This window comes from Pseudomonas thivervalensis (assembly GCF_001269655.1).
Classification (GTDB): Bacteria; Pseudomonadota; Gammaproteobacteria; order Pseudomonadales; family Pseudomonadaceae; genus Aquipseudomonas; species Aquipseudomonas thivervalensis.
The window spans coordinates 1-18,895 of the sequence record NZ_LHVE01000006.1; the positions used below are offsets into that span (position 1 = coordinate 1).

Sequence of the window (18,895 nt, forward strand, 5' to 3'; positions counted from 1 at the left end):
TGCCCGCGGATGTAGTGCTCTAGCTGCCGGATCAAGTCCGTCTGCTCGACAATCGCCTCTTTCACCAGGTCACCAATGGACAACAGGCCGATCAACTGCCCGTTATCCAGCACCGGCAAGTGCCGCAAGTGGCTGTCGGTCATGACTTCCATGCAGCGGTCGATGCTCTGCTGGCTGTCGGCGGTGACCACCGGGGCGCTCATGATGGTACGCACGGTCGTGCCCACCGATGAGCGGCCCTTGAGCACCATCTTGCGCGCGTAGTCCCGCTCGCTGAATACGCCCACCACCTGGCCGTCCTCGATCACCGGCAATGCACCGACATTTTTTTCGGCCATGATTTGCAGGGCTTCGAGCACCGTCTGCTCGGGGGCGATGCTGTGCACCTGCTGGTTCTGCACACTCTTGAGTCTCACCAGTTGGGCGGCGGTTTTCATTGTTCATCCCCAATTTTCGATAAAATCTGACCCGCTGCTGTGGCGAGGGAGCTTGCTCCCGCTCGGTTGCGCAGCGACCGCAGGATTTCAGGACCGCTGCGCGGGCCAGCGGGAGCAAGCTCCCTCGCCACAAAAGCACCACAAAAGCACCACAAACGCAGCGCTTGTGCGGATCAGTCTTCGCCAATCTCCACCACATCGCCATTGAGCCGCACCGGCCACACCCGCAGGCTTTGCTCCGGGTACTCCAGGCAATGGCCGTCTTCCAGGCGAAAATGCTGTTTGTACATCGGCGAGGCAATCACCAAGTCACCCTTGATGCTGCCCAGCAAGCCGCGGCCGATGACGTTCGCACCGGACTTGGGGTCGCGGTTGTCGATGGCGTACAGCGGCTTGTCCGCATGTTCCGGCAGGTACAGCAACGCCACTTGGCTGCCGTCGTGCCAGGCGACCACGCCGGAGTTGGGCACCAGGTCGTCGCGGCTGCACAGGGCACGCCATTGCAAGGGTTGCTGGGCGACATCGCGGACGGGAATACGAACGACGTTTGACTGGCTCATCAGAGCACCTCCTCGGTGACGGGAATCAGGTGAAGTTCATGGGCGTGCACCGGCCGGCGCTGGCCACGCTCGCGGACGAAGTGAACGTCCGGATCGCCACGCTTGTCGTTGACGAAGGTGCGGAAACGCTTGAGCTTTTCCGGGTCCTTCAAGGCATTGGCCCATTCGCATTCGTAGCGGTCGACCACCAGTTGCATCTGCGCTTCGAGCTCGGCGCCCAGCCCCAGGCTGTCGTGAATGATCACATCCTTGAGGTAGTCCAGGCCGCCTTCCAGGCTTTCGCGCCAGACCGAGGTCCGTTGCAGTTTGTCGGCGGTGCGGATGTAGAACATCAGGAAACGGTCGATGTAACGGATCAGCGTGGCGTCATCCAGGTCGGTGGCGAACAGCTCGGCGTGACGCGGACGCATGCCGCCGTTGCCGGCCACGTAGAGGTTCCAGCCCTTCTCGGTGGCGATCACGCCGACGTCCTTGCTCTGGGCCTCGGCGCACTCGCGGGTGCAACCGGACACCGCGAACTTGAGCTTGTGCGGCGAGCGCAGCCCTTTGTAGCGATCCTCAATGGTCAAGGCCATCTGCACGCTGTCTTGCACGCCATAGCGGCACCAGGTGCTGCCCACGCAGGATTTCACCGTGCGCGTGGATTTGCCGTAGGCATGGCCGGTTTCGAAACCGGCTTCGATCAGTTCGGCCCAGATGTCCGGCAACTGGTGCAATTGGGCGCCGAACAGGTCGATACGCTGGCCGCCGGTGATCTTGGTGTAGAGGTCGTATTTCTTGGCGACCACGCCGATGGCGATCAGTTTGTCGGCGGTGATTTCCCCACCGGCAATCCGCGGCACCACCGAGTAGGTGCCGTTTTTCTGCATGTTCGCCATGAAGGTGTCGTTGGTGTCCTGCAACGGCACCAGTGACGAATCCATGATCGGCTGGTTCCAGCACGACGCCAGGATCGAGCCCACCGCCGGCTTGCACAGGTCGCAGCCGGTGTGACCACGGCCGTGCTTGGCCAACAGTTCTTCGAAACTGATGATGCCTTCCACCCGCACCAGCGCGTACAACTCCTGGCGGGTGTAGGCGAAGTGTTCGCACAGGCTCTTGTCGACGCTGACGCCGCGGGCAGTCAGTTCATGCTCGAACACCTGCTTGACCAGGGCCGCGCAACCACCGCAACCGGTACCGGCCTTGGTGTCGCACTTGAGCTGGCCGAGATCGGTGCAGCCACCGTCGATGGCCGAGCAGATCGAGCCCTTGGTGACGTTGTGGCACGAGCAGATGGTGGCGGTTTCGGGCAGCGCCGCCGGGCCCAGCGTCGGAGCGCCCTCGGACGATGGCAGGATCAGGCTGGCGGCATCCTTGGGCAAGGCGATGCCGTTCTGCATGTATTGCAGCAAGGTGTCGTAGTAGCTGTTGTCACCCACCAGCACTGCGCCGATCACGTGCTTGCCGTCGGCGTCCACCACCAGCCGCCGGTAGCTGGCACTGGTTTCGTCGATGAATTGGAAACTGCGCGAACCCGGGGTGTTGCCATGGGCATCGCCGATGGAGCCAACATCCACACCCAGCAACTTGAGCTTGGTGGACATGTCGGCGCCGGTGAAGGCCTCCGAGCTTTCGCCGCACAACCGGGCGGCGACGTTGCGGGCCATCTGGTAGCCCGGGGCAACCAGGCCGAAAATGCTGCCATTCCAGGCCGCGCATTCGCCGATGGCGTAGATGTCCGGATCGCTGCTCTGGCAATGGTCGTCGATTACCACGCCACCGCGTGGGCCGATCTGCAGGTCGCTCTGGCGAGCCAGGGCATCCTGGGCGCGGATACCGGCGGAGAACACGATGAGGTCGGTTTCCAGGAAATCGTCGTCGCCGAAATTCATTCGATAACGGTACTGCTCACCGGCGCTGATGGACTGGGTGCCCTTGGACAGGTGCACGCCGACGCCCAGGCTTTCGATGCGCGCCTTGAGGGCCAAGCCGCCCTGCGGATCCAACTGCACCGGCATCAGCCGTGGGGCGAATTCCACCACATGGGCTTCCAGGCCCAGGGTCTTGAGGGCGTTGGCCGCCTCCAGGCCCAGCAGGCCACCACCGACCACCACGCCACGACGGGCATTGCTGGCAGCGGCGCGGATGGCATCGAGGTCTTCGAGGGTGCGGTAGACCAGGCACGAATCGCCTTCAGCGCCCTGGATCGGTGGCACGAACGGGTAGGAGCCGGTGGCAAGCACCAACTTGTCATAGCTGACGCGCTCACGGGCAGTCACGACTTCACGCGCCTGGCGGTCGATTTCCAGCACCGGTACGCCCAAGTGCAACGTGACGCCGGGGGTCTGGTACAACGACGCTTCACCCAAGGCCAGGGACTCGGCATCACGCCCGGAGAAATACTCGGACAGGTGCACGCGGTCGTAGGCACGCATCGGCTCTTCGCTGAACACGTGCACGCGGTAATGATTGAGGGCACCGCGCTCGATCAGTTGCTCGACGCAGTGATGGCCGACCATGCCATTGCCGATCACGATCAGCGTTTGCAGCTTGTTCAGAGAAGCAACGTTGGAATTCATAAAAAGCACCCGACAAAAGCCCATCACGATTTTGAAAGCAAAAAAAAGACGCCTGAAACCTTGCGGTTCCAGGCGTCTTTGCCTGTTCTGTGCGGTATCGGTCCGGCGACTGCGCCCTGACCTACCGTTATCCCCCCGGCCTGCTGGCACTCGATCTTCGTTGACCGACGGGGCTGCCCACTCGACTATGTTCGCGGCGGGCCTGGATAGCCTCTTGCAGCGAGCGTGCCAAACCTCCTGCACAACCCTGTCCACACTCTTCCATTCACCCACAACCCCCTGTGGGAGCGGGCTTGCCCGCGAAGACGCCAGCTCAGTCACCGCCAGCCAACCCGCGAACGCCAGCGCCGCCAACTGCCTTGCGATGGTGCGATCACCCCACCTGCGGCTTCATAAAAGTGCAGCCTTTCAAACCCGCCAGCAAAAATCCTGAACCATCGCCAGCCCGGATTTTCACAATAAGTGAGGAGCCCGTCCGGCACCGTAGAGATGAATTTCGGCACCGGGCCGTGGCTTGCTGTCAAACCCGAGAGAAAGGAGATTCAACGATGAAAATCAATGAAATCATGAGTCGGGAAGTACGCACGATCTCCCCCGATACCCCCCTGAGCGAAGTTGCGCAAATCATGCGCCAGGCCGACATCGGCGCCTTGATCATCAATCAGGATGACCGCATGGCCGGGATGATCACCGACCGCGACCTGGTGGTCCGGGCCATGGCCGACGGCATGGACCTGGACACGCCGGTCAGTCGGATCATGAGCGATGAGGTGCGCTACTGCTTCGACGATGAAGAGATCGACCATGTGGCCAAGAACATGGCCCAGATCGAAAAACGCCGCCTGCCCGTGGTCAATCGCGACAAACGCCTGGTGGGCATGGTCTCGCTGGCCAATGTCGCCAGCTGCAATGCCGACAAACTCAGCGCCAACCTGCTGCGCGGCGTCGCACGGCCACACTGATCCATCCCAAGGAGCGGCGGAGCGAGCGCAATGGATGAGCAACCCCCACCTGTCGTGGTGATCTGTGGCTCCACCGCCGGCGTTGGTCGTGCGACGGCGCATCGGTTTGCTGTCGCCGGCTACCGGGTCGGCCTGCTGGCCCGGGGCGAACAAGCGTTGGCGGCCACGGCAGAAGAACTGACGCAATTGGGGGCGATCTGCCTGACGAACAGCGTCGACGTGGCCGATGCCGAGGCGGTAGCCGACGCGGCACAGCGAATGGAGCGAGAACTCGGGCCAATCGACGTCTGGGTCAATTGCGCGATGGTCACGGTGTTTTCTCCCATTCGCCAACTGAGTGCCGAAGAAATCCACCGGGTCACGGACGTGACCTACCTGGGCACTGTGCATGGCACCCTCGCGGCGCTGGACCTTATGGCCCGGCGTAATCGCGGGGTGATCATCCAGGTCGGTTCCGCGCTGGCCTACCGTGCCATTCCGCTGCAAGCGGCGTATTGCGCGGCCAAATTCGCGGTGCGCGGCTTCACCGATTCACTGCGCTGCGAACTGCTCCACGACCACAGCGACATCCGGGTGTGCATGGTGCAACTGCCGGCGATCAACACACCGCAGTTCGATTGGGCGCGCAACAAGTTGAGCAAGCGCGTACAGCCAGTGCCGCCGATTCATGACCCGGACGTCGCCGCCCGGGCGATTTTCAGCGTGGTCAAGCGCACGCCCCGGGAATTGTGGCTGGGCACCGCCTCAGTGAAGGCCATCGTCGGCACCTGCCTGATGCCGGGCCTGCTCGATCGCCTGCTGGCCCGCAACGCCTATACAGGGCAAATGACCCACGAGGACGATAGCAGCCAACGGCCAGACAATCTGTTTGAATCGCAGGAGCCCTCGCACCGCACCCGCGGACGCTTCACCGGTCGCTCGCGGGATTCGGCGCTGGCCCTCAGTTCCACCCAGGTGTCGGCGCTGTTGCTGGCTACCGGTGGGGTGCTGGCTGTGGTGTTGCTATTGTTCTGATCCGGTGCGGCGCCACCAACGATAGCCATAGCCATTCAAAGTCAGCTGCCGATCGTTCGCGGCCGGGTATTGGCTATCCGAGATAATTTCCTTGAAGCCTTGCAGGTCCATGCCGTCCAGCTTCACGGTCAGCGTGTCGTTGCTCAAGTTGGCCGCCATCACCGAGGTAGCCTCGCCGACATGGGCCACGGCGAAGACCGCCGGATGATTGACCGTCAGCAGCCGGGCTTCGCCGTCGCCTACTTCGGGCAGGCCAGCACGGGCCAACAGCAGTGGCCGCACCCGGCCCAACAACGATTCAGGGGCATTCAGTTGGTCCTCGACGTTCACCTGCGTGTAGGCGAAGGGGCCTTCATCGATCAGCGGTGCGGTCAGGTGGCTGGCCGAGGAAAAGCCGGCATTGGCCTGGGTATTCCACTGCATCGGCGTGCGCACCGAGAGCCGCTCGGGACGGGACAAGTCGTCGCCCATGCCGATTTCCTCACCGTAACGCACGATGGGCGCACCCGGCAGCGACAGCAACAGCGCCTGGGCCAGCGCCTGGTGGCGCACGTCACCCGCGAGCATCGGCGCCAGGCGTCGGCGAATGCCCCGGCCATACAGGCGCATGTCCGGCTCCGGGGCGAAGACTTGCATCACTTCCTCGCGCTCCTCCTCACTCAAGCGCTCCAGGTCGAGTTCGTCATGGTTGCGCAGCCACACCGCATAGTTGGCGCCATCCGGCGGTGCGGGACGCTGGGTGATGGCACGCCGCAAGGGTTCGGCTTCACCTCGTGCCAGCGCCAGGAAGACATGGTTGTTCACCCAGAAATCCAGCACCAACCCCAGGCGCTCACCATTCCCGAAGTAATGGCTGTAGCGCTCCGGTTCGACGTCCACCTCCCCCAGCAACACGCCTTCGGGATTGATCTGCGTCATGCACTTGAAAAACCTTTCCAAGACCCAGACGCCCTTCTCCTCATCTTCACCACCGGCCTGTTCCACCAGGTGCGAAGCGGCATCCAGGCGAAAACCGGCGATGCCGAGTTCGAGCCAGTGGACCATGATGCGCTCGATCTCCTCGACGACTCGCGGGTTCGCCAGGTTGAGGTCCGGTTCATGACGATAAAACAGATGCCGGTAGTACTGCCCGGCCTGTTCGTCCCAGTGCCAGATGCTGTCTTCCACTGACGGAAAGATCGGTTGGTTGCCATCGTCCACCGGGGTGTCGGACCACACGTAATAATCCCGATAGACGCTGTCCTTGTCCCGCCGTGCCCGCTGGAACCAGGGGTGCTGGTCGCTGGTGTGCTGCGCCACCAGCTCGAGGATGACGCGCATGCCACGCTCCCCGGCCTGAACAACCAACTGGCGCAGGTCCTCTTCACTGCCGAAGCGCGGGTCCAGGGCCATGAAGTCACTGACGTCATAACCGGCGTCCTTGAATGGCGAGCGATACAGCGGCATCAGCCAGAGAGCGCCGACACCCAGTGCCTGCAAATAATCCAAGCGCTGAATGATGCCCTTGAGGTCGCCGCGACCATCGCCATTGCTGTCGGAAAACAAGGACGGATCGATTTGGTAAATCAGGGTGTTTCGGTGCCAGTTGGCTTTCATCGGTCACTCCTCATCGACACAGGATCACTGCCTGCTCGGCGGCCAGTCGGCCACTGAACACTTGACCTTCGTCCCCCCCGTTGCTGGCGATTTCCACCTGCCAGGCCTCGGCCAGGGGGAACGTATGTTCGCTGTCGGCGAAGTTGATGCAGACCAGCCGCTCATCGCCGTCGCAATGACGACGGTAGGCCAGCACTTGCGGATGCGATGGCAATTCCTCCCAGGCGCCCAGGCGCAATGCAAGGCTGCGACGACGACAGGCCAGCAATCGTCGATACAGCCCCAGGGTGGAATCGGCAGCCCCCTCCTGTACCTCGACGGCCAACGCGTCGGCATCCGGCGCAAAAGGCAACCACGGTGCCGCGCCGGCCCAGCCATGGGGCGCCTGGACGGCCCAGGGCAACGGCGCCCGGCTACCATCCCGTCCACCCGGGTCTACGCGGGTCTGGGCCGTGACCACGGTGTCCTCCAGGCCCAGTTCTTCGCCTTGATAGATAAACGGCGTGCCGCGCAACGTCAGCAGCAGGACCGCGGCGGCCTGGGCTCGACGCAGCGAACCGCCGTAGCGGCTGCGGTGACGACTATTGTCGTGATTGGACAGCACCCAGGTTGGCCAGGCCAGCAAGGGGCCGAGGTCGTTCTCCACCTCGCGTATGCACATGCGGAACACCACCGGGTCCCACGGAGCGTCCAGCGGTGGAAAGTTGAATGACATGTGCAACTCGTCACTGGCTCCGTAATAGGCCGCCACTTGGGCCGTGGAGCGAATGTTCACCTCACCGATCAACACCCGCTCGCCGGGATAGCTGTCCACCAGCCGGCGCAAGCCGCGCATCACTTCGTGGCTGTACGGCTGGTCGTTGATCTTGACCATGGTTTCGCCGGCCATGCAGCGCGGATCATCGGCGAAGCTCGGGTCCTTGCCGACGCAATGCACCACATCGACACGAAACCCGTCCACGCCTCGCTGTAGCCAGAAATGCAGCACCTGGTGCATGGCCGTCACGACTTCGGGGTTGTGCCAATTGAGGTCCGGCTGCTGCGGCAGGAAAAAATGCAGGTAGTACTGCTGGCTGGTTTCGTCCCAGGTCCAGGCGCTGCCGCCATCGATCGAGGCACGCCAGTTGTTCGGCTGGTCGCGCCAGATGTACCAGTCGCGCTTGGGGTTGTCGCGGCTCGAACGCGATTCGATGAACCAGGGATGCTGGTCGGAGGTGTGGTTGGGCACGAAATCCAGCAACACCTTCAGGCCTCGCCCGTGGGCCTGGGCGATCAACTCATCCAGGTGAGCCAGCGTGCCGAACAGCGGGTCGACATCGGTGTAGTCGCAGATGTCATAGCCCGCGTCACACATGGGCGAACGAAAGACCGGGGACAACCACAATGCATCGACGCCCAGGTGTTGCAGATGATCCAGGCGTGCGGTCAAGCCGGAAAGATCGCCGATGCCGTCGCCGTTGGCATCGGCAAAGGAACGCGGATAGACCTGGTAGATCACAGCGTTCTTCCACCAGGGCGAAGGGAAGGAGTTGGGCATGTCGCCTCCTTTGATCGCAGTGTTTGGTGGGCAAGACCGCAGCCCCGCCGGATGTCCCCTTTATCACGGGACATAGATTAAGAACCGGATAAAGCGTTCGGGGTTCGTTTTTTCTTGAGGGGGCCGCCATCGCGAGCAAGCTCCCACATTTGGATTTCAGTAAACACAAATGCCTGTGTCCACCTGGATTCCCTGTGGGAGCGAGCTTGCTCGCGATAGCGGTGGCTCAGCTTGAAGAGGTGTCGACGGACCTGGCCACCATCGCAACAATGCTGACCAGCAGCTCGTCCTTCGCCTCGTCAGCGCTGATTTCCCCGCTAGCAGCGGCGTTGGACAGTGCCTCGGCCGCCCCCAGCATCGCCCGCAAACCGGCCTGGGTGATGCCCTTGGTGCCAGCGAACGGCTCCAGCACCGCGCGGCACTTGTCGAGGAAAATCCCCTCGTATTCGCCCTTGATGCGCGCAAGCTCCGGCGAGCTGGTCAAGGCCGCGATCACCCCGGGAATCTCCCGGCCTTGCAGCAGCACACACTCGACGTAGGAAGAAGCGATCACCGCTGCCCGGCTTTGCAGAGTGGCGTCGCTGGTCTCCAGGGCTGCGTCCATCAGCGCCGTCTGACGGGCGTCGAAATCCTGGTAAAGCGCCGCCAACAGCCCGGATCGGGTGATGAAATGATCGTAGACGATGGGCTTGGTCACCCCCGCCTGGTCCGCCAGCCGGGCCAACGTCAGGGCGTCGCTGCCCTCCTCGCGCACCAGGCGCCAGGCGACCTCCAGCAATTGGCGCTGCCGGTCCTGCCGGGACAAACGACGACGAGGTGAAGGCGGCGAATGTTCATCGATGCTTGACATGCTAACTTTACCAACCGTAACTTACTAAGCGTAACTTAAGCATACCTGTCTTCAAGACCTCATGACCAGAAGGAGTTTCGCCATGCATGCACTCATCGTTGTGGCTCACCACGATCCGCGCTCCCTCACCCATAGCCTGGCCGGGAAAATCGCCGAGGGCATCACCCGCGCCAACCCCGCCGATACGTTCGAAATCGCCGACCTCGCCGCTGAAGGGTTCGATCCGCGCTTCGGCTTTGCCGACCATGCGGTGCACCACCGCGAAGCCCTGCCGCCTGCCGATGTGCTGGCCGAACAAGCCAGGATCGACCGGGCCGACACGCTGGTATTGGTCTATCCGATTTACTGGTGGTCCATGCCAGCGTTGCTCAAAGGCTGGATCGACCGGGTATTTTCCAATGGCTGGGCGTTCGATTTCAGCCTCGACAAGCCGTTTGTCCAGAAGCTGCAGCGCTTGCGCGTCCACTTGGTGGGAGTCGGTGGTGCCGATGCCGGCAGTTTCCAGCGCCATGGCTACGACGAGGCAATGACCACGCAGATCGACCATGGCATTTTCGGTTATTGCGGCGCCCAAGTGGTGAGTTCCCAGCGCTTGCTCGACTCGGAAACCGCCGATCCGCACGTGCACTTGCAGGCCGCCGGCGCTATCGGCCAACGGTTGTTCGCAACGGTCGATGAATCCACGCATGCGCCTACTACTGCATGCGCCTGATCTCAGAGTGCGCGACCACGGGCGGCCGACAACGTCGCGTCACGCCCGTAGATGTCCGGGATGTACACCGCCTGGCCCTGGCTGTCTGCCTGTGCTGTCCAGTAGCCGAGCAGGATCGGCACAGGCCGGGCCAGCCTGAATTCATGGGTCGACTCGCTGGCCAGCAAGGTGTCGGTGCGCGCCCGTTCGGCCGGGCTGACCAGCAGGTCGCGCAGGTGCATCACCTGCTCGATTCGCACGCAGCCTGAGCTGAAAGCCCGCGGGCCTTTGCTGAACAACGCCTGGCTCGGTGTGTCGTGCAGGTACACAGAGAATGGATTGGGAAAGCGGATCGCCATTTTGCCCAACGGGTTCTTCGGGCCCGGATCCTGGCGCAGCATGAGGTTGCCCGGGTGCTCCCAATCGATGTCCTCCGCCAGCAACGGCAGGCCATCGCTGTCGAGGATCCGCAGGTTATGGCGGGCGAGGAACTCTGGATCTCGGCGGATCTCGGGCAGTTTATCTTCACGCATGATGGTCGGCGGAATGGTCCAGGTCGGGTTGAGCGTCAGCCGAGTGACATGGGATTTGAGCAATGGCGTCTGCCGTTGCGCCCGGCCCACCTGGGTACGGGTCTGCCAGACTGGCGCGCCGCCCCGGTAAACCGTCAACTGCGCCGCCGCCACGTTGACCAGGACGCTGTCGGTTTCCACGTCCTGGGCCAGCCAGCGCATGCGTTCCAGGTTGATGCGCAATTGCTCGCGGCGCATGGCCGGGCTGATGTTCAGCTCGGTGACGGTCCACGGCCCGACCACACCATCGGCCTGCAGCGAATGCCGGGCCTGGAAGCTCTTCATGGCGTCCACCAGCATGGGGCTGTAGTGCTCGTCACTCACTTGCGGCGGCGTACTCAGGTAACCCTCGTTGAACAGCCGCTGGGCCAGGGCCGGTACGCGAGCGTCCTGTTTGTCCGGTTGCAGCAACGGCCCGCCTGGCACGGCTTGCCATTCGGCTAACGGCTGTTGCCGTAGCCGGGCATAGAGGCTGCGCAGGTTGCGATAGAGGTCCAGGTTCGGCCTGGCCTGCTCGAAGGCATCGGCCACGTTCTGCAAGCCCAGTCCGGCGATGGCCAGCACCACGGCCTGGTGATCCTGCGGTGGCGGGTTGGCTTTCCATACCGGTTCCAGCCGGTCTTGAGGCAGGTAACCGAAACGCAGGTCATGCAAGGCTCGCAAGTAACGTTGGCTGATGGCAATGTCGGCGCAATGAGCCCCTGGGGACGAACCCTCGGCCGGCAGGTTGTAGCGGGCCGGATCCAGGCCATCATCGGCCAGTTGTTGCAATTGGTCGTGCAACGCCAGTCGTCGTTCGTCGTCCGACCAGACGTCCTGGCCTGCGTTTTGCTGGTAGAACGCCTGCAAGTCGAGCAGCGTTGGAAAATCGACACCCACCGCAACGTCCGGGCACGCGACCGCCAATTGGGCCAAAGCGGCCTGCACGAGAGCCGGGTCGCTGTCCTCGGCTGTGGCGACCAATGGCGCAGTGAGCAATAAAAGGCTCAGGTAACATGCGGACTTTTTGAACAACTGCTTTACTCCAATCCATGGCCGTCTCGTTGACGGTGAATTTTGCGACAGGTACGACCCGCCATCATGCAGACAAACACAATCGGACGGGATGCCGCTAACGAACACCACGCTGGAAACGCTTCGCCTGTACAAGGCTTTTTGCGCCGATTGTGCCTGGTCATGCTGGGCCTGGGCATCATTTGCAACCCGGCACTGGCCGAAAAAAAGGCGAAATCGCAAACGCTCTACAACAGCCTCGCCCACGCAGCGCCGGAACTCAATCCCCTGGCGCTGAAAAGTGCCTTGAGCGCCATGCAATGCGCGGTCGCCAATGGCGCCAGCCAGGCCCGTCACCTGGCGGTCATCGATTACTCGCAACCCTCCACGGCCCGGCGCCTGTGGATCTTCGACCTGCGTCAGAAAAAGCTGGTCTTGCGCGACCTGGTGGCCCACGGGCAGAAATCCGGGGAAAACTTCGCGACGCAATTTTCCAATCGCCTGGGCAGCTACCAGTCCAGCCTGGGCCTGTTTCGTACCCAGGAAAGCTATCAGGGCACCCACGGTTATTCGCTGCGCATGGACGGCCTGGAGCCGGGCTTCAATGACCTGGCCCGAGATCGGGCGATCGTGATCCATGCCGCCGACTACGTGAACCCATTGTGGAGCGTGCGCCAGGGACGCATCGGGCGCAGCCAGGGCTGCCCTGCCGTACGCCCGCAAGTGGCGCGCCAGGTGATCGACAAGCTCAAGGGCGGTCAATTCATGTTTTCCTGGTACCCGGACCCGAGCTGGCTCAAGCGTTCGGCCTATCTCAACTGCAAGCCGCAACAGGTTGCCAGTATTCTTGCAACCAGCGGCAGTTAAGTAGTTCCTCTGTGGCGAGGGAGCTTGCTCCCGCTGGGCTGCGTAGCAGCCCAAATAGGGTGAGCTCGTCGCCCTCGCCACAGGGATGCGGTTAAAATGCCGGCCTTTCGAATCCCTGGCGTTGTCTGAATGAATTGCGTAGCCCTTCAAACCCTTCACGACCATTTGCTGACCGGCCTGGCATCGGTGCCGGAAGAAACCCGCCGCCTGTTCCATGGCCGCGGGCGCTGCTGGCCGGGGCTGGAGCAGGTCACGGTCGATTGGTTGCAAGGGGTGGTGCTGGTCTCGCTGTTCAAGGAACCGGAGCCCGAGCAACTGGACGGGTTGATCGCGACACTGCTGGCGCTGACGTCGTCACCGGCCTGGCAACACAGCAAGGCCCATACACTCGCCGTGCAGCATCGCTACCTGCCACAAAGTCTCACCCAATGGCTGGTGGGCGAGCCCATTGACGAATGGACCCTGACCGAAGGCGGCCTGCATTACCGGATCGACCTGGGCAAGAAGCAGAACAACGGCCTGTTCCTCGACATGCGCTACGGTCGCGACTGGGTGCGAGCCAGTGCCCATGGCAAACGGGTGCTGAACCTGTTCGCCTATACCTGCGGCTTCTCGGTGGCGGCCATTGCCGGCGGCGCGCAGCATGTGGTCAACCTGGACATGTCCCGTGCGGCCCTGAGTCGCGGCCGTGACAACCATCGGCTGAACGGCCACGACCTGAGCCAGGTGAGCTTCCTCGGCCACGACCTGTTCAAGTCGTGGGGCAAGGTGATCAACAGCGGCCCGTACGACCTGGTGATCATCGATCCGCCCACCTTCCAGAAAGGCAGCTTCCTGTTGACCAAGGATTACCAGCGGGTATTGCGTCGCCTGCCGGAACTGCTGGCCGCCCATGGTACGGTCCTGGCGTGCAGCAACGACCCGGCCACCGGCCCGGACTTCCTCATCGACGGTGTTACCCGCGAAGCGCCCGGGCTGGTGTTCGAGGCGCGCCTGGACAATCCACCGGAGTTTCCTGACATCGACCTGGAATGCGGCCTGAAGGCGCTGGTCTTCAAGGCGACGTAGCCCGGAAATCGGGTTATAGCGATCCCGGTGCCCACCACGGGCTGACCAGCCCCGAGGTGATGCGCCGCACCAGCGCCTCGACCTCACGGCTCTTGACCGAGCGGTAGATCGCCATGGTCCGCCGCAGTTGATCTTCGGTAAGCATCACCGGCTGCCCTGTCGCCCAATCCACATCCGCCACGGCCTCTAGCCCCACGCGGTGCCAGACGATCCGGTCGCCTTGGGTGACGGACTCCAACGGGCTGGGCAGGTTGGCGTCCGGCTGCGCCAGGTTGTCCAGCATGACTTGGGGCCAGCGGGACGGATTCACCGGCTCGCTGAAGGCATCCACCAGATCGTCATCCAGTGTTTCCCAGAAGGCCAGCCCTTCGGACCAGTCGCGGGACATCAACCCCAGGTAGGGCCGCCAGGTCATTTCTCCCACCCGCGGGGTTTGGTCGTTGCTGTTGAAGGTGTCCTGGGCATCGCTGAGCCAGTCAATGAACGCGTCACGGGTCATGTGCACCTGGCGCTGCGCGAGGTCAGGGTAGCGCTCCGTCAATGCATGGTTCCAATAGGCGTAATGCTCGGCCAGGAAACTTGCATAGGGCACGCCGCCTCGCGCGAGGCGCGCACGCATCACCGATTCGAACAAGGTGAAGTGCATTTCCAACTCAGCCAGGTCCGGCGCCTGCCGGTCCAGGATGCGGGCTTGCAGACGGGTGCGCAGTTGCCCCAGTTGCTGGTTGAAATCGCCCACCAGCATCGGCAGCGGGTCGTGAGCGTTCTGGTAGCCGATATAGTGCTGCAAGACCGCGGCCGCTCTCTGGCGATCACCGAAAGACAGCCCGACAGGCGTCTGGGCATCGGTGTTGCGAATGCCGGCCGAGAACCAGTCGATGAAACTTCGCATCCCGGGATCGTCGCGGGCAACTTCCAACGCCCTCTGGAGGCTGGGAGAAATGTACAGCCAGTCATCGACGGTGTACTGGAACGACTCGGGGTAGATGGCGCGAAGGGCCTGGATCTGAACACTGGGCAATGGATTATCGTCGAGCCATAAGCCCAGCGAGTCCCGATCTGGCAAGCGGTTGAGCGAGGGAAGCAAGTCATCCTGGATATTGCTGATGCGGTTGCTTCGAAGATCAAGGATGAACATATCGGATGAGTGCCTGGACAGCACCGCCAACGCCAACGCGGGCACCCGATCCAGCCCGGTCCTGGCCAATTCCAGCTCATACAGGCTCGTCAGCTCCGGCAGGTCCGGCAAGTCCCTGCAATTGTTTTCGCTCAGCCGCAGGTCCTCCAGGCCCGTCGCGGTACGCAGGAACGCACTGCCCTCCTCATCCAGGCGCAGGCCACAGCGCGACAGATCCAGCGCCCGCAAGTCCGGCAACCGGGTCAGTGCCTGCAATTGCTCGGGCGTGAAATGCAGGTTTTCGGCCCATACCACTTCACGCAGCGCCGGCAACGCGGCCAGGCTGTCGATGGCGGCAATCAGCTCTGCACTGGCTCCCGTTTCCGGGCCGCTACTGATTCCTGACAAGCCCAGGGTCCATATCTGGCTAGGGGGTTCAGCACCGGTCAATGGCGCGAAGGCATTCGCGTGAAGATGGAGCGGATTGCTGTCCATCGACAGTTCCACCAGCGAACGTAACTCGCCTGCGGCCACCGGGACCGTGGTGAGATGATTACCCGGCAGGTTCAACGTATCGATGTTGGGGAACAGCCTGAGAAAGTCCGAAGGGTCCTCGCTCAGGCCCATATGGCTGAGCATCAACGAGCGGATATGTTCGAAACGTGCATTGATGGGTGGTAACCGACCGATGTCGAAAGAACCCAGGCGCAATGCCTGCTCGCTGCCCTCGCGTCCCGGATCAGGTGCACGCCGCCAAGCCCGCCGGAGCTCCCTGGCAACGCCATTGCGTTGCGCAAGCAGGGTCTCACGGTCGTACTGCTGTTCGTTAGGGTGGTGGAAACCCTCATGGTCCGCCCACTGGCGCAGCCCATCGTCCAACGCGGTCCATTCGTTTTCCAACCGGCCTACCAGATCGCCCAGGCTGATGCCTTCGCGCTCGGCCTGTTCCGTCAGGCTCGCCCGTAGCTGTACGAGACTATTTCCGCCATGGCTGGGATAGAGCCGCTCGAGGCGTTGTTCCAGGCTGCCGCGCCAATCCTGCAGCGGCAGCCTGCCACGGCCGCTGAGGGGATACACCAAATGCCCGTTCAACCATTGCGGCCGAGACCCGACGCTGCCCAGTCGCTTCATCGACAGGTACGGACGCAGACCTTGCCGGTCATCCAGGGCCTGGGCAAGCAACTGGGAGCGGAGCTCATCGGCCTCCCAGATGTTCAAGCCCAGCGCCTGGCGGGCGTCGTCCGACAACGCCCGCAGCAGCGCCTCCTCCAGGCTCATGGCCCCTGCCAGTTCTTCGCCGGTTTCGTCAAAGGGGCGGTACATTTCGCCTTCCTGGCGAATGGTTTTCAAGGGGCCTTGCTCCCCCACCGTTATCGGGTCGTGCAGCTCGCGCAACCACAGGCGCAAGTGCACCTGAGCTTGCAAGCTGGGCGCATTGCCTAGCAGCCCCATGACGATACGGTCGCGGTCCACGGTGCTTTCGCCCCGCTCCAGGGCACGCAGGGCACGGGTCAGGCGCAGCTCGCGCAAAGCTTCGGCGCACTGCTTGCCGAGGTTTTCAGCCACCTTGCCTTCGAGCAAGCGCAACCGGTCATGACCTGACACTTCATGGACCAATTCATTGGCGATGGAGTCGGGCAAGTTGGGGAACGTTCGGGTCAGCACAGTGGCCAATGGATCACGCCCGGCACGACGGGCCATGGCCGCCGTCACTCGCGTGGCATTACGCTCCAGGTACCCGGCCCAGCGCCCGGCCAACAAGCGGCTGCGCTCCAGTGGGCGCAGGCCGAAACTGCGTTGCCCCAGCAGCACGCTCTGCTCGTCCAGGCTCAAGCTTCCGAGGATGCGTGCCGCCCAGGCGTCGTGTTCCAGGTCAGCCTTGTTCAGCAGCACAAAGCGTGTGTCGGCAATCTCACCCACCGGGTAGAGCCGCACGCCATCGTGGTAGCGCAGCGTCAAACCCTCTGGCCATCCTGGTAGATGGACGAGCGTCTGGACGATACGAAAATGCCTGCCCCCCGGTGCTTCACCGCGGCGCAGGCGCCCAATGGCGTGCCTCAGCCATTGCCAGTTCCGCGCCTCGTCCAAGGCATCGGCCAGTATGGCCGGCATCGGCCTCCCCTCGACTTGCAGGTAGCGCAAATGCGCCTCGCTGATGCCGACCTGCCGCTGCAGGGTCAGGAGCGCATTATCGTCGAGATCGGCGGGCGTCTCGGCAAAGGTCCGCAGCAAGGCCAGGTTATCGCGCTGCATCGGGTTGCGATGGGCCCACTGCCAGCCGCGGGCGCGACTCCATTCCAGTGGCGGCCTCACGCCTCGATGCCCGGCCGGCAGGCGCAGGTTCAGGGCGTCCTGTGTACCTTCCACTTCAAAATAACGGTCCTCGATGCGCACCCACGCCTCGTCTGTGGTGCGCCAGACACCCCAGGCGTCCTGCTCGGCCTCAATGGGGGGCTGGCGTTGCGCTTCGAAGGCCCTGACGTCGCCATTCCACAAGCGGGTGGTGCCGTCGCCCACTGGCATCGGTTCAACGGATCCACCGACGAACCCCAGGTAGGCGCCCTGAGCGATCCCGAACAGCACGTTGAAGATATGCTCGATGCCTTCCTGCGCGTGACCTTGGTTGAACGCCTGGATGCCTTCGAAAACTTCGTACACCAGGCGCACCCCGCCGACCACTGCGGCAGTCATGCCGATGGGCGCGCAGAACGGGAAGAAGGTCGCGGCAACCATCAGCGAACGCTCGACAAGGCTCTCCCAGTAGTCGAGTCGAGCCAGTAGCGCGCGCCAGTCCTGGTCCTTGGTCGGAACCATCAGCGCAGAGGCGTTGGTTAAGGCATGGCCACGCCATTCGTGGTAGCAAGCGTGCCAATGATCCTCGCGCAGGTCTTTCACGTCCCAGGCTACCTTGGGGGTGGGTATCCGAATCCGTCGATGATTGCCGTCCTCGCCCGGCTCGCCCTCGCGCCAACCGGTGACGCGCGCATGAATTTCCTGGAAGAGATTGAGGTTGTCCGTCACCCTCCACTCCACTTGATCATGCAGCGCCGTGCCCAGGCTGGCCTGCAGACGCAACGGGAGATAATGCATCAAACCCTGGCGATAGCGGCGTTTGCGCAGCCGTTCGGTGAGCTCCGCCGACAGCGCCTGTAAGCTGGGGAACTGCTTGAGGGGCGCCACGGTGTCATGGGGCATGTGCAAGACAATCGGGCGAACGCCTTGGGCGTTGCCCTTCAGTCCCCAATATACCCGGACGCCGAACAAGGGCGCCGACAGCAACTCCAGCGCCTTGACCTCACAGGCCAGGGAAGCAACGGGCCGGTCCTCGAGATGAACGCCTACATGGGCCAGCAGCCGCTCACCGGTTTCATCCAGACGCCCTTCCAGCTTGGCTTCGTAGGCGTCATAGGCAAGCTGGCTGCGTGCATACGCCATGTAGGCCTTGGCAATGGCGGGCACCTCATCGGCAATACGAGGCATTTTCCGTTCGAGCACGTGGCGGTAGGCTCCACCCACATCCATGCGGCGGCAGAGGCTGGCGAAGCTGGCCGGGGTCATGTTCAACGTCACGGTGTCCGACTGGGCGTCCCCTTGCTGGAACTCCCCCCGCCGGCCCTGGATGAAAAGCTCGCCCTTGTTATCGAAATCGCTACCGGCGACCGCGTCGGCCGGAGGGTAGTTGCGCATGGCTGCTTCGAGCACCGACAGCGAAGGGTCGTTGACGAAGGAGCTTCGCCTGACCCTGGCCCGACGCACCGCGTCCGCCACCGTGCCGGCACCGTTCATACGGCTCCAGTCCTGGATCTGCGGCTGGGCCTTGAGCCGATCGAGGGTGAACGCATAAGGGCCCGGCAAATCGACGAGCAGCGCATTGAGCACATCACTGTCGCGCTGCAATTGTCGGGTGAGTGCTTTGAAACGCGCCTGCCGGGCCCGTGTGGCCCGCTTCAACCACGCGGGCAGCCTGGCCTGGATAAAAGCGACATGAGTATCTTGGGTAGACATGATGGACCTCCTTCCTTGGGGTCGATGGAGCATTCGAATGCTGAAGTGCACGGAACTGAAGCGCC

General features: G+C 63.0%; 13 protein-coding genes. 5 read left to right on the forward strand and 8 right to left on the reverse strand.

The features are described 5' to 3' along the window. The 3 genes from AD659_RS06090 to nirB form a co-directional block, all read right to left on the reverse strand. On the reverse strand, nt 1–437 hold a 437-nt coding region (locus tag AD659_RS06090; protein WP_053119295.1), incomplete at its 3' end, for a CBS domain-containing protein. Between the two features lie 173 nt (nt 438–610). After that, nucleotides 611–997 carry a nitrite reductase small subunit NirD gene (nirD, locus tag AD659_RS06095; RefSeq protein ID WP_053119297.1) on the reverse strand — a complete coding sequence of 129 codons (387 nt, stop codon included), beginning with the start codon at nt 995–997 and terminating at the stop codon, nt 611–613. Then, nucleotides 997–3,558 (reverse strand): nitrite reductase large subunit NirB, encoded by a 2,562-nt coding sequence (gene nirB, locus AD659_RS06100; RefSeq protein ID WP_053119299.1) that lies wholly within the window; start codon nt 3,556–3,558, stop codon nt 997–999. The genes nirD and nirB overlap by 1 nt, the downstream gene beginning before the upstream one ends. A 548-nt stretch (nt 3,559–4,106) precedes the next feature. Here nirB and AD659_RS06105 point away from each other — a divergent pair. Both AD659_RS06105 and AD659_RS06110 read left to right on the forward strand, forming a co-directional pair. Next, complete coding sequence (locus tag AD659_RS06105; RefSeq protein WP_053119301.1) at nt 4,107–4,520, forward strand: CBS domain-containing protein; 414 nt, start codon at nt 4,107–4,109, stop codon at nt 4,518–4,520. A gap of 30 nt (nt 4,521–4,550) precedes the next feature. Then, nucleotides 4,551–5,534, forward strand: a complete 984-nt coding sequence (locus AD659_RS06110; protein ID WP_053119303.1) for an SDR family oxidoreductase — start codon at nt 4,551–4,553, stop codon at nt 5,532–5,534. Here the strand turns inward: AD659_RS06110 and AD659_RS06115 are convergent. The 3 genes from AD659_RS06115 to AD659_RS06125 form a co-directional block, all read right to left on the reverse strand. Beyond that, nucleotides 5,523–7,130 (reverse strand): alpha-amylase family protein, encoded by a 1,608-nt coding sequence (locus AD659_RS06115; RefSeq protein ID WP_053119306.1) that lies wholly within the window; start codon nt 7,128–7,130, stop codon nt 5,523–5,525. The genes AD659_RS06110 and AD659_RS06115 overlap by 12 nt on opposite strands. A gap of 10 nt (nt 7,131–7,140) precedes the next feature. Next, entirely contained in the window at nt 7,141–8,667 is a 1,527-nt protein-coding gene (locus tag AD659_RS06120) for an alpha-amylase family glycosyl hydrolase (protein ID WP_053119309.1), read from the reverse strand. Between the two features lie 226 nt (nt 8,668–8,893). Continuing rightward, nucleotides 8,894–9,517 carry a TetR/AcrR family transcriptional regulator gene (locus tag AD659_RS06125; RefSeq protein ID WP_053119310.1) on the reverse strand — a complete coding sequence of 208 codons (624 nt, stop codon included), beginning with the start codon at nt 9,515–9,517 and terminating at the stop codon, nt 8,894–8,896. An 82-nt stretch (nt 9,518–9,599) separates the two neighbouring features. Between AD659_RS06125 and AD659_RS06130 the strand changes: the two genes are divergently transcribed. Continuing rightward, nucleotides 9,600–10,229, forward strand: coding sequence for an NAD(P)H-dependent oxidoreductase (locus AD659_RS06130; protein WP_053119312.1), 630 nt, complete (start codon nt 9,600–9,602; stop codon nt 10,227–10,229). A gap of 2 nt (nt 10,230–10,231) precedes the next feature. Here the strand turns inward: AD659_RS06130 and AD659_RS06135 are convergent, their stop codons facing one another. Then, nucleotides 10,232–11,794, reverse strand: a complete 1,563-nt coding sequence (locus tag AD659_RS06135; protein WP_053119314.1) for a L,D-transpeptidase family protein — start codon at nt 11,792–11,794, stop codon at nt 10,232–10,234. 162 nt (nt 11,795–11,956) lie between these two features. Here AD659_RS06135 and AD659_RS06140 point away from each other — a divergent pair, with 162 nt between their 5' ends. Next, nucleotides 11,957–12,640, forward strand: coding sequence for a murein L,D-transpeptidase catalytic domain family protein (locus AD659_RS06140; protein WP_053119968.1), 684 nt, complete (start codon nt 11,957–11,959; stop codon nt 12,638–12,640). Between the two features lie 129 nt (nt 12,641–12,769). Next, nucleotides 12,770–13,708, forward strand: coding sequence for a class I SAM-dependent methyltransferase (locus AD659_RS06145; protein WP_053119316.1), 939 nt, complete (start codon nt 12,770–12,772; stop codon nt 13,706–13,708). Between the two features lie 13 nt (nt 13,709–13,721). On the opposite strand, the gene AD659_RS06150 is transcribed toward AD659_RS06145, so the two are convergent. Continuing rightward, a complete protein-coding gene (locus AD659_RS06150) occupies nt 13,722–18,830 on the reverse strand; it encodes a dermonecrotic toxin domain-containing protein (RefSeq protein ID WP_053119317.1) in 5,109 nt (1,702 codons plus the stop codon). Between the last annotated feature and the right edge of the window lie 65 nt (nt 18,831–18,895).

Excerpts from the sequence above, each read along its gene's own strand:
- AD659_RS06110 (WP_053119303.1), top strand. The coding sequence starts at position 4,551 with ATGGATGAGCAACCCCCACCTGTCGTGGTGATCTGTGGCTCCACCGCC.
- AD659_RS06150 (WP_053119317.1), bottom strand. The coding sequence starts at position 18,830 with ATGTCTACCCAAGATACTCATGTCGCTTTTATCCAGGCCAGGCTGCCC.
- AD659_RS06105 (WP_053119301.1), top strand. The coding sequence starts at position 4,107 with ATGAAAATCAATGAAATCATGAGTCGGGAAGTACGCACGATCTCCCCC.
- nirD (WP_053119297.1), bottom strand. The coding sequence starts at position 997 with ATGAGCCAGTCAAACGTCGTTCGTATTCCCGTCCGCGATGTCGCCCAG.
- AD659_RS06115 (WP_053119306.1), bottom strand. The coding sequence starts at position 7,130 with ATGAAAGCCAACTGGCACCGAAACACCCTGATTTACCAAATCGATCCG.
- AD659_RS06120 (WP_053119309.1), bottom strand. The coding sequence starts at position 8,667 with ATGCCCAACTCCTTCCCTTCGCCCTGGTGGAAGAACGCTGTGATCTAC.
- AD659_RS06130 (WP_053119312.1), top strand. The coding sequence starts at position 9,600 with ATGCATGCACTCATCGTTGTGGCTCACCACGATCCGCGCTCCCTCACC.
- AD659_RS06140 (WP_053119968.1), top strand. The coding sequence starts at position 11,957 with ATGCTGGGCCTGGGCATCATTTGCAACCCGGCACTGGCCGAAAAAAAG.
- AD659_RS06145 (WP_053119316.1), top strand. The coding sequence starts at position 12,770 with ATGAATTGCGTAGCCCTTCAAACCCTTCACGACCATTTGCTGACCGGC.
- AD659_RS06125 (WP_053119310.1), bottom strand. The coding sequence starts at position 9,517 with ATGTCAAGCATCGATGAACATTCGCCGCCTTCACCTCGTCGTCGTTTG.
- nirB (WP_053119299.1), bottom strand. The coding sequence starts at position 3,558 with ATGAATTCCAACGTTGCTTCTCTGAACAAGCTGCAAACGCTGATCGTG.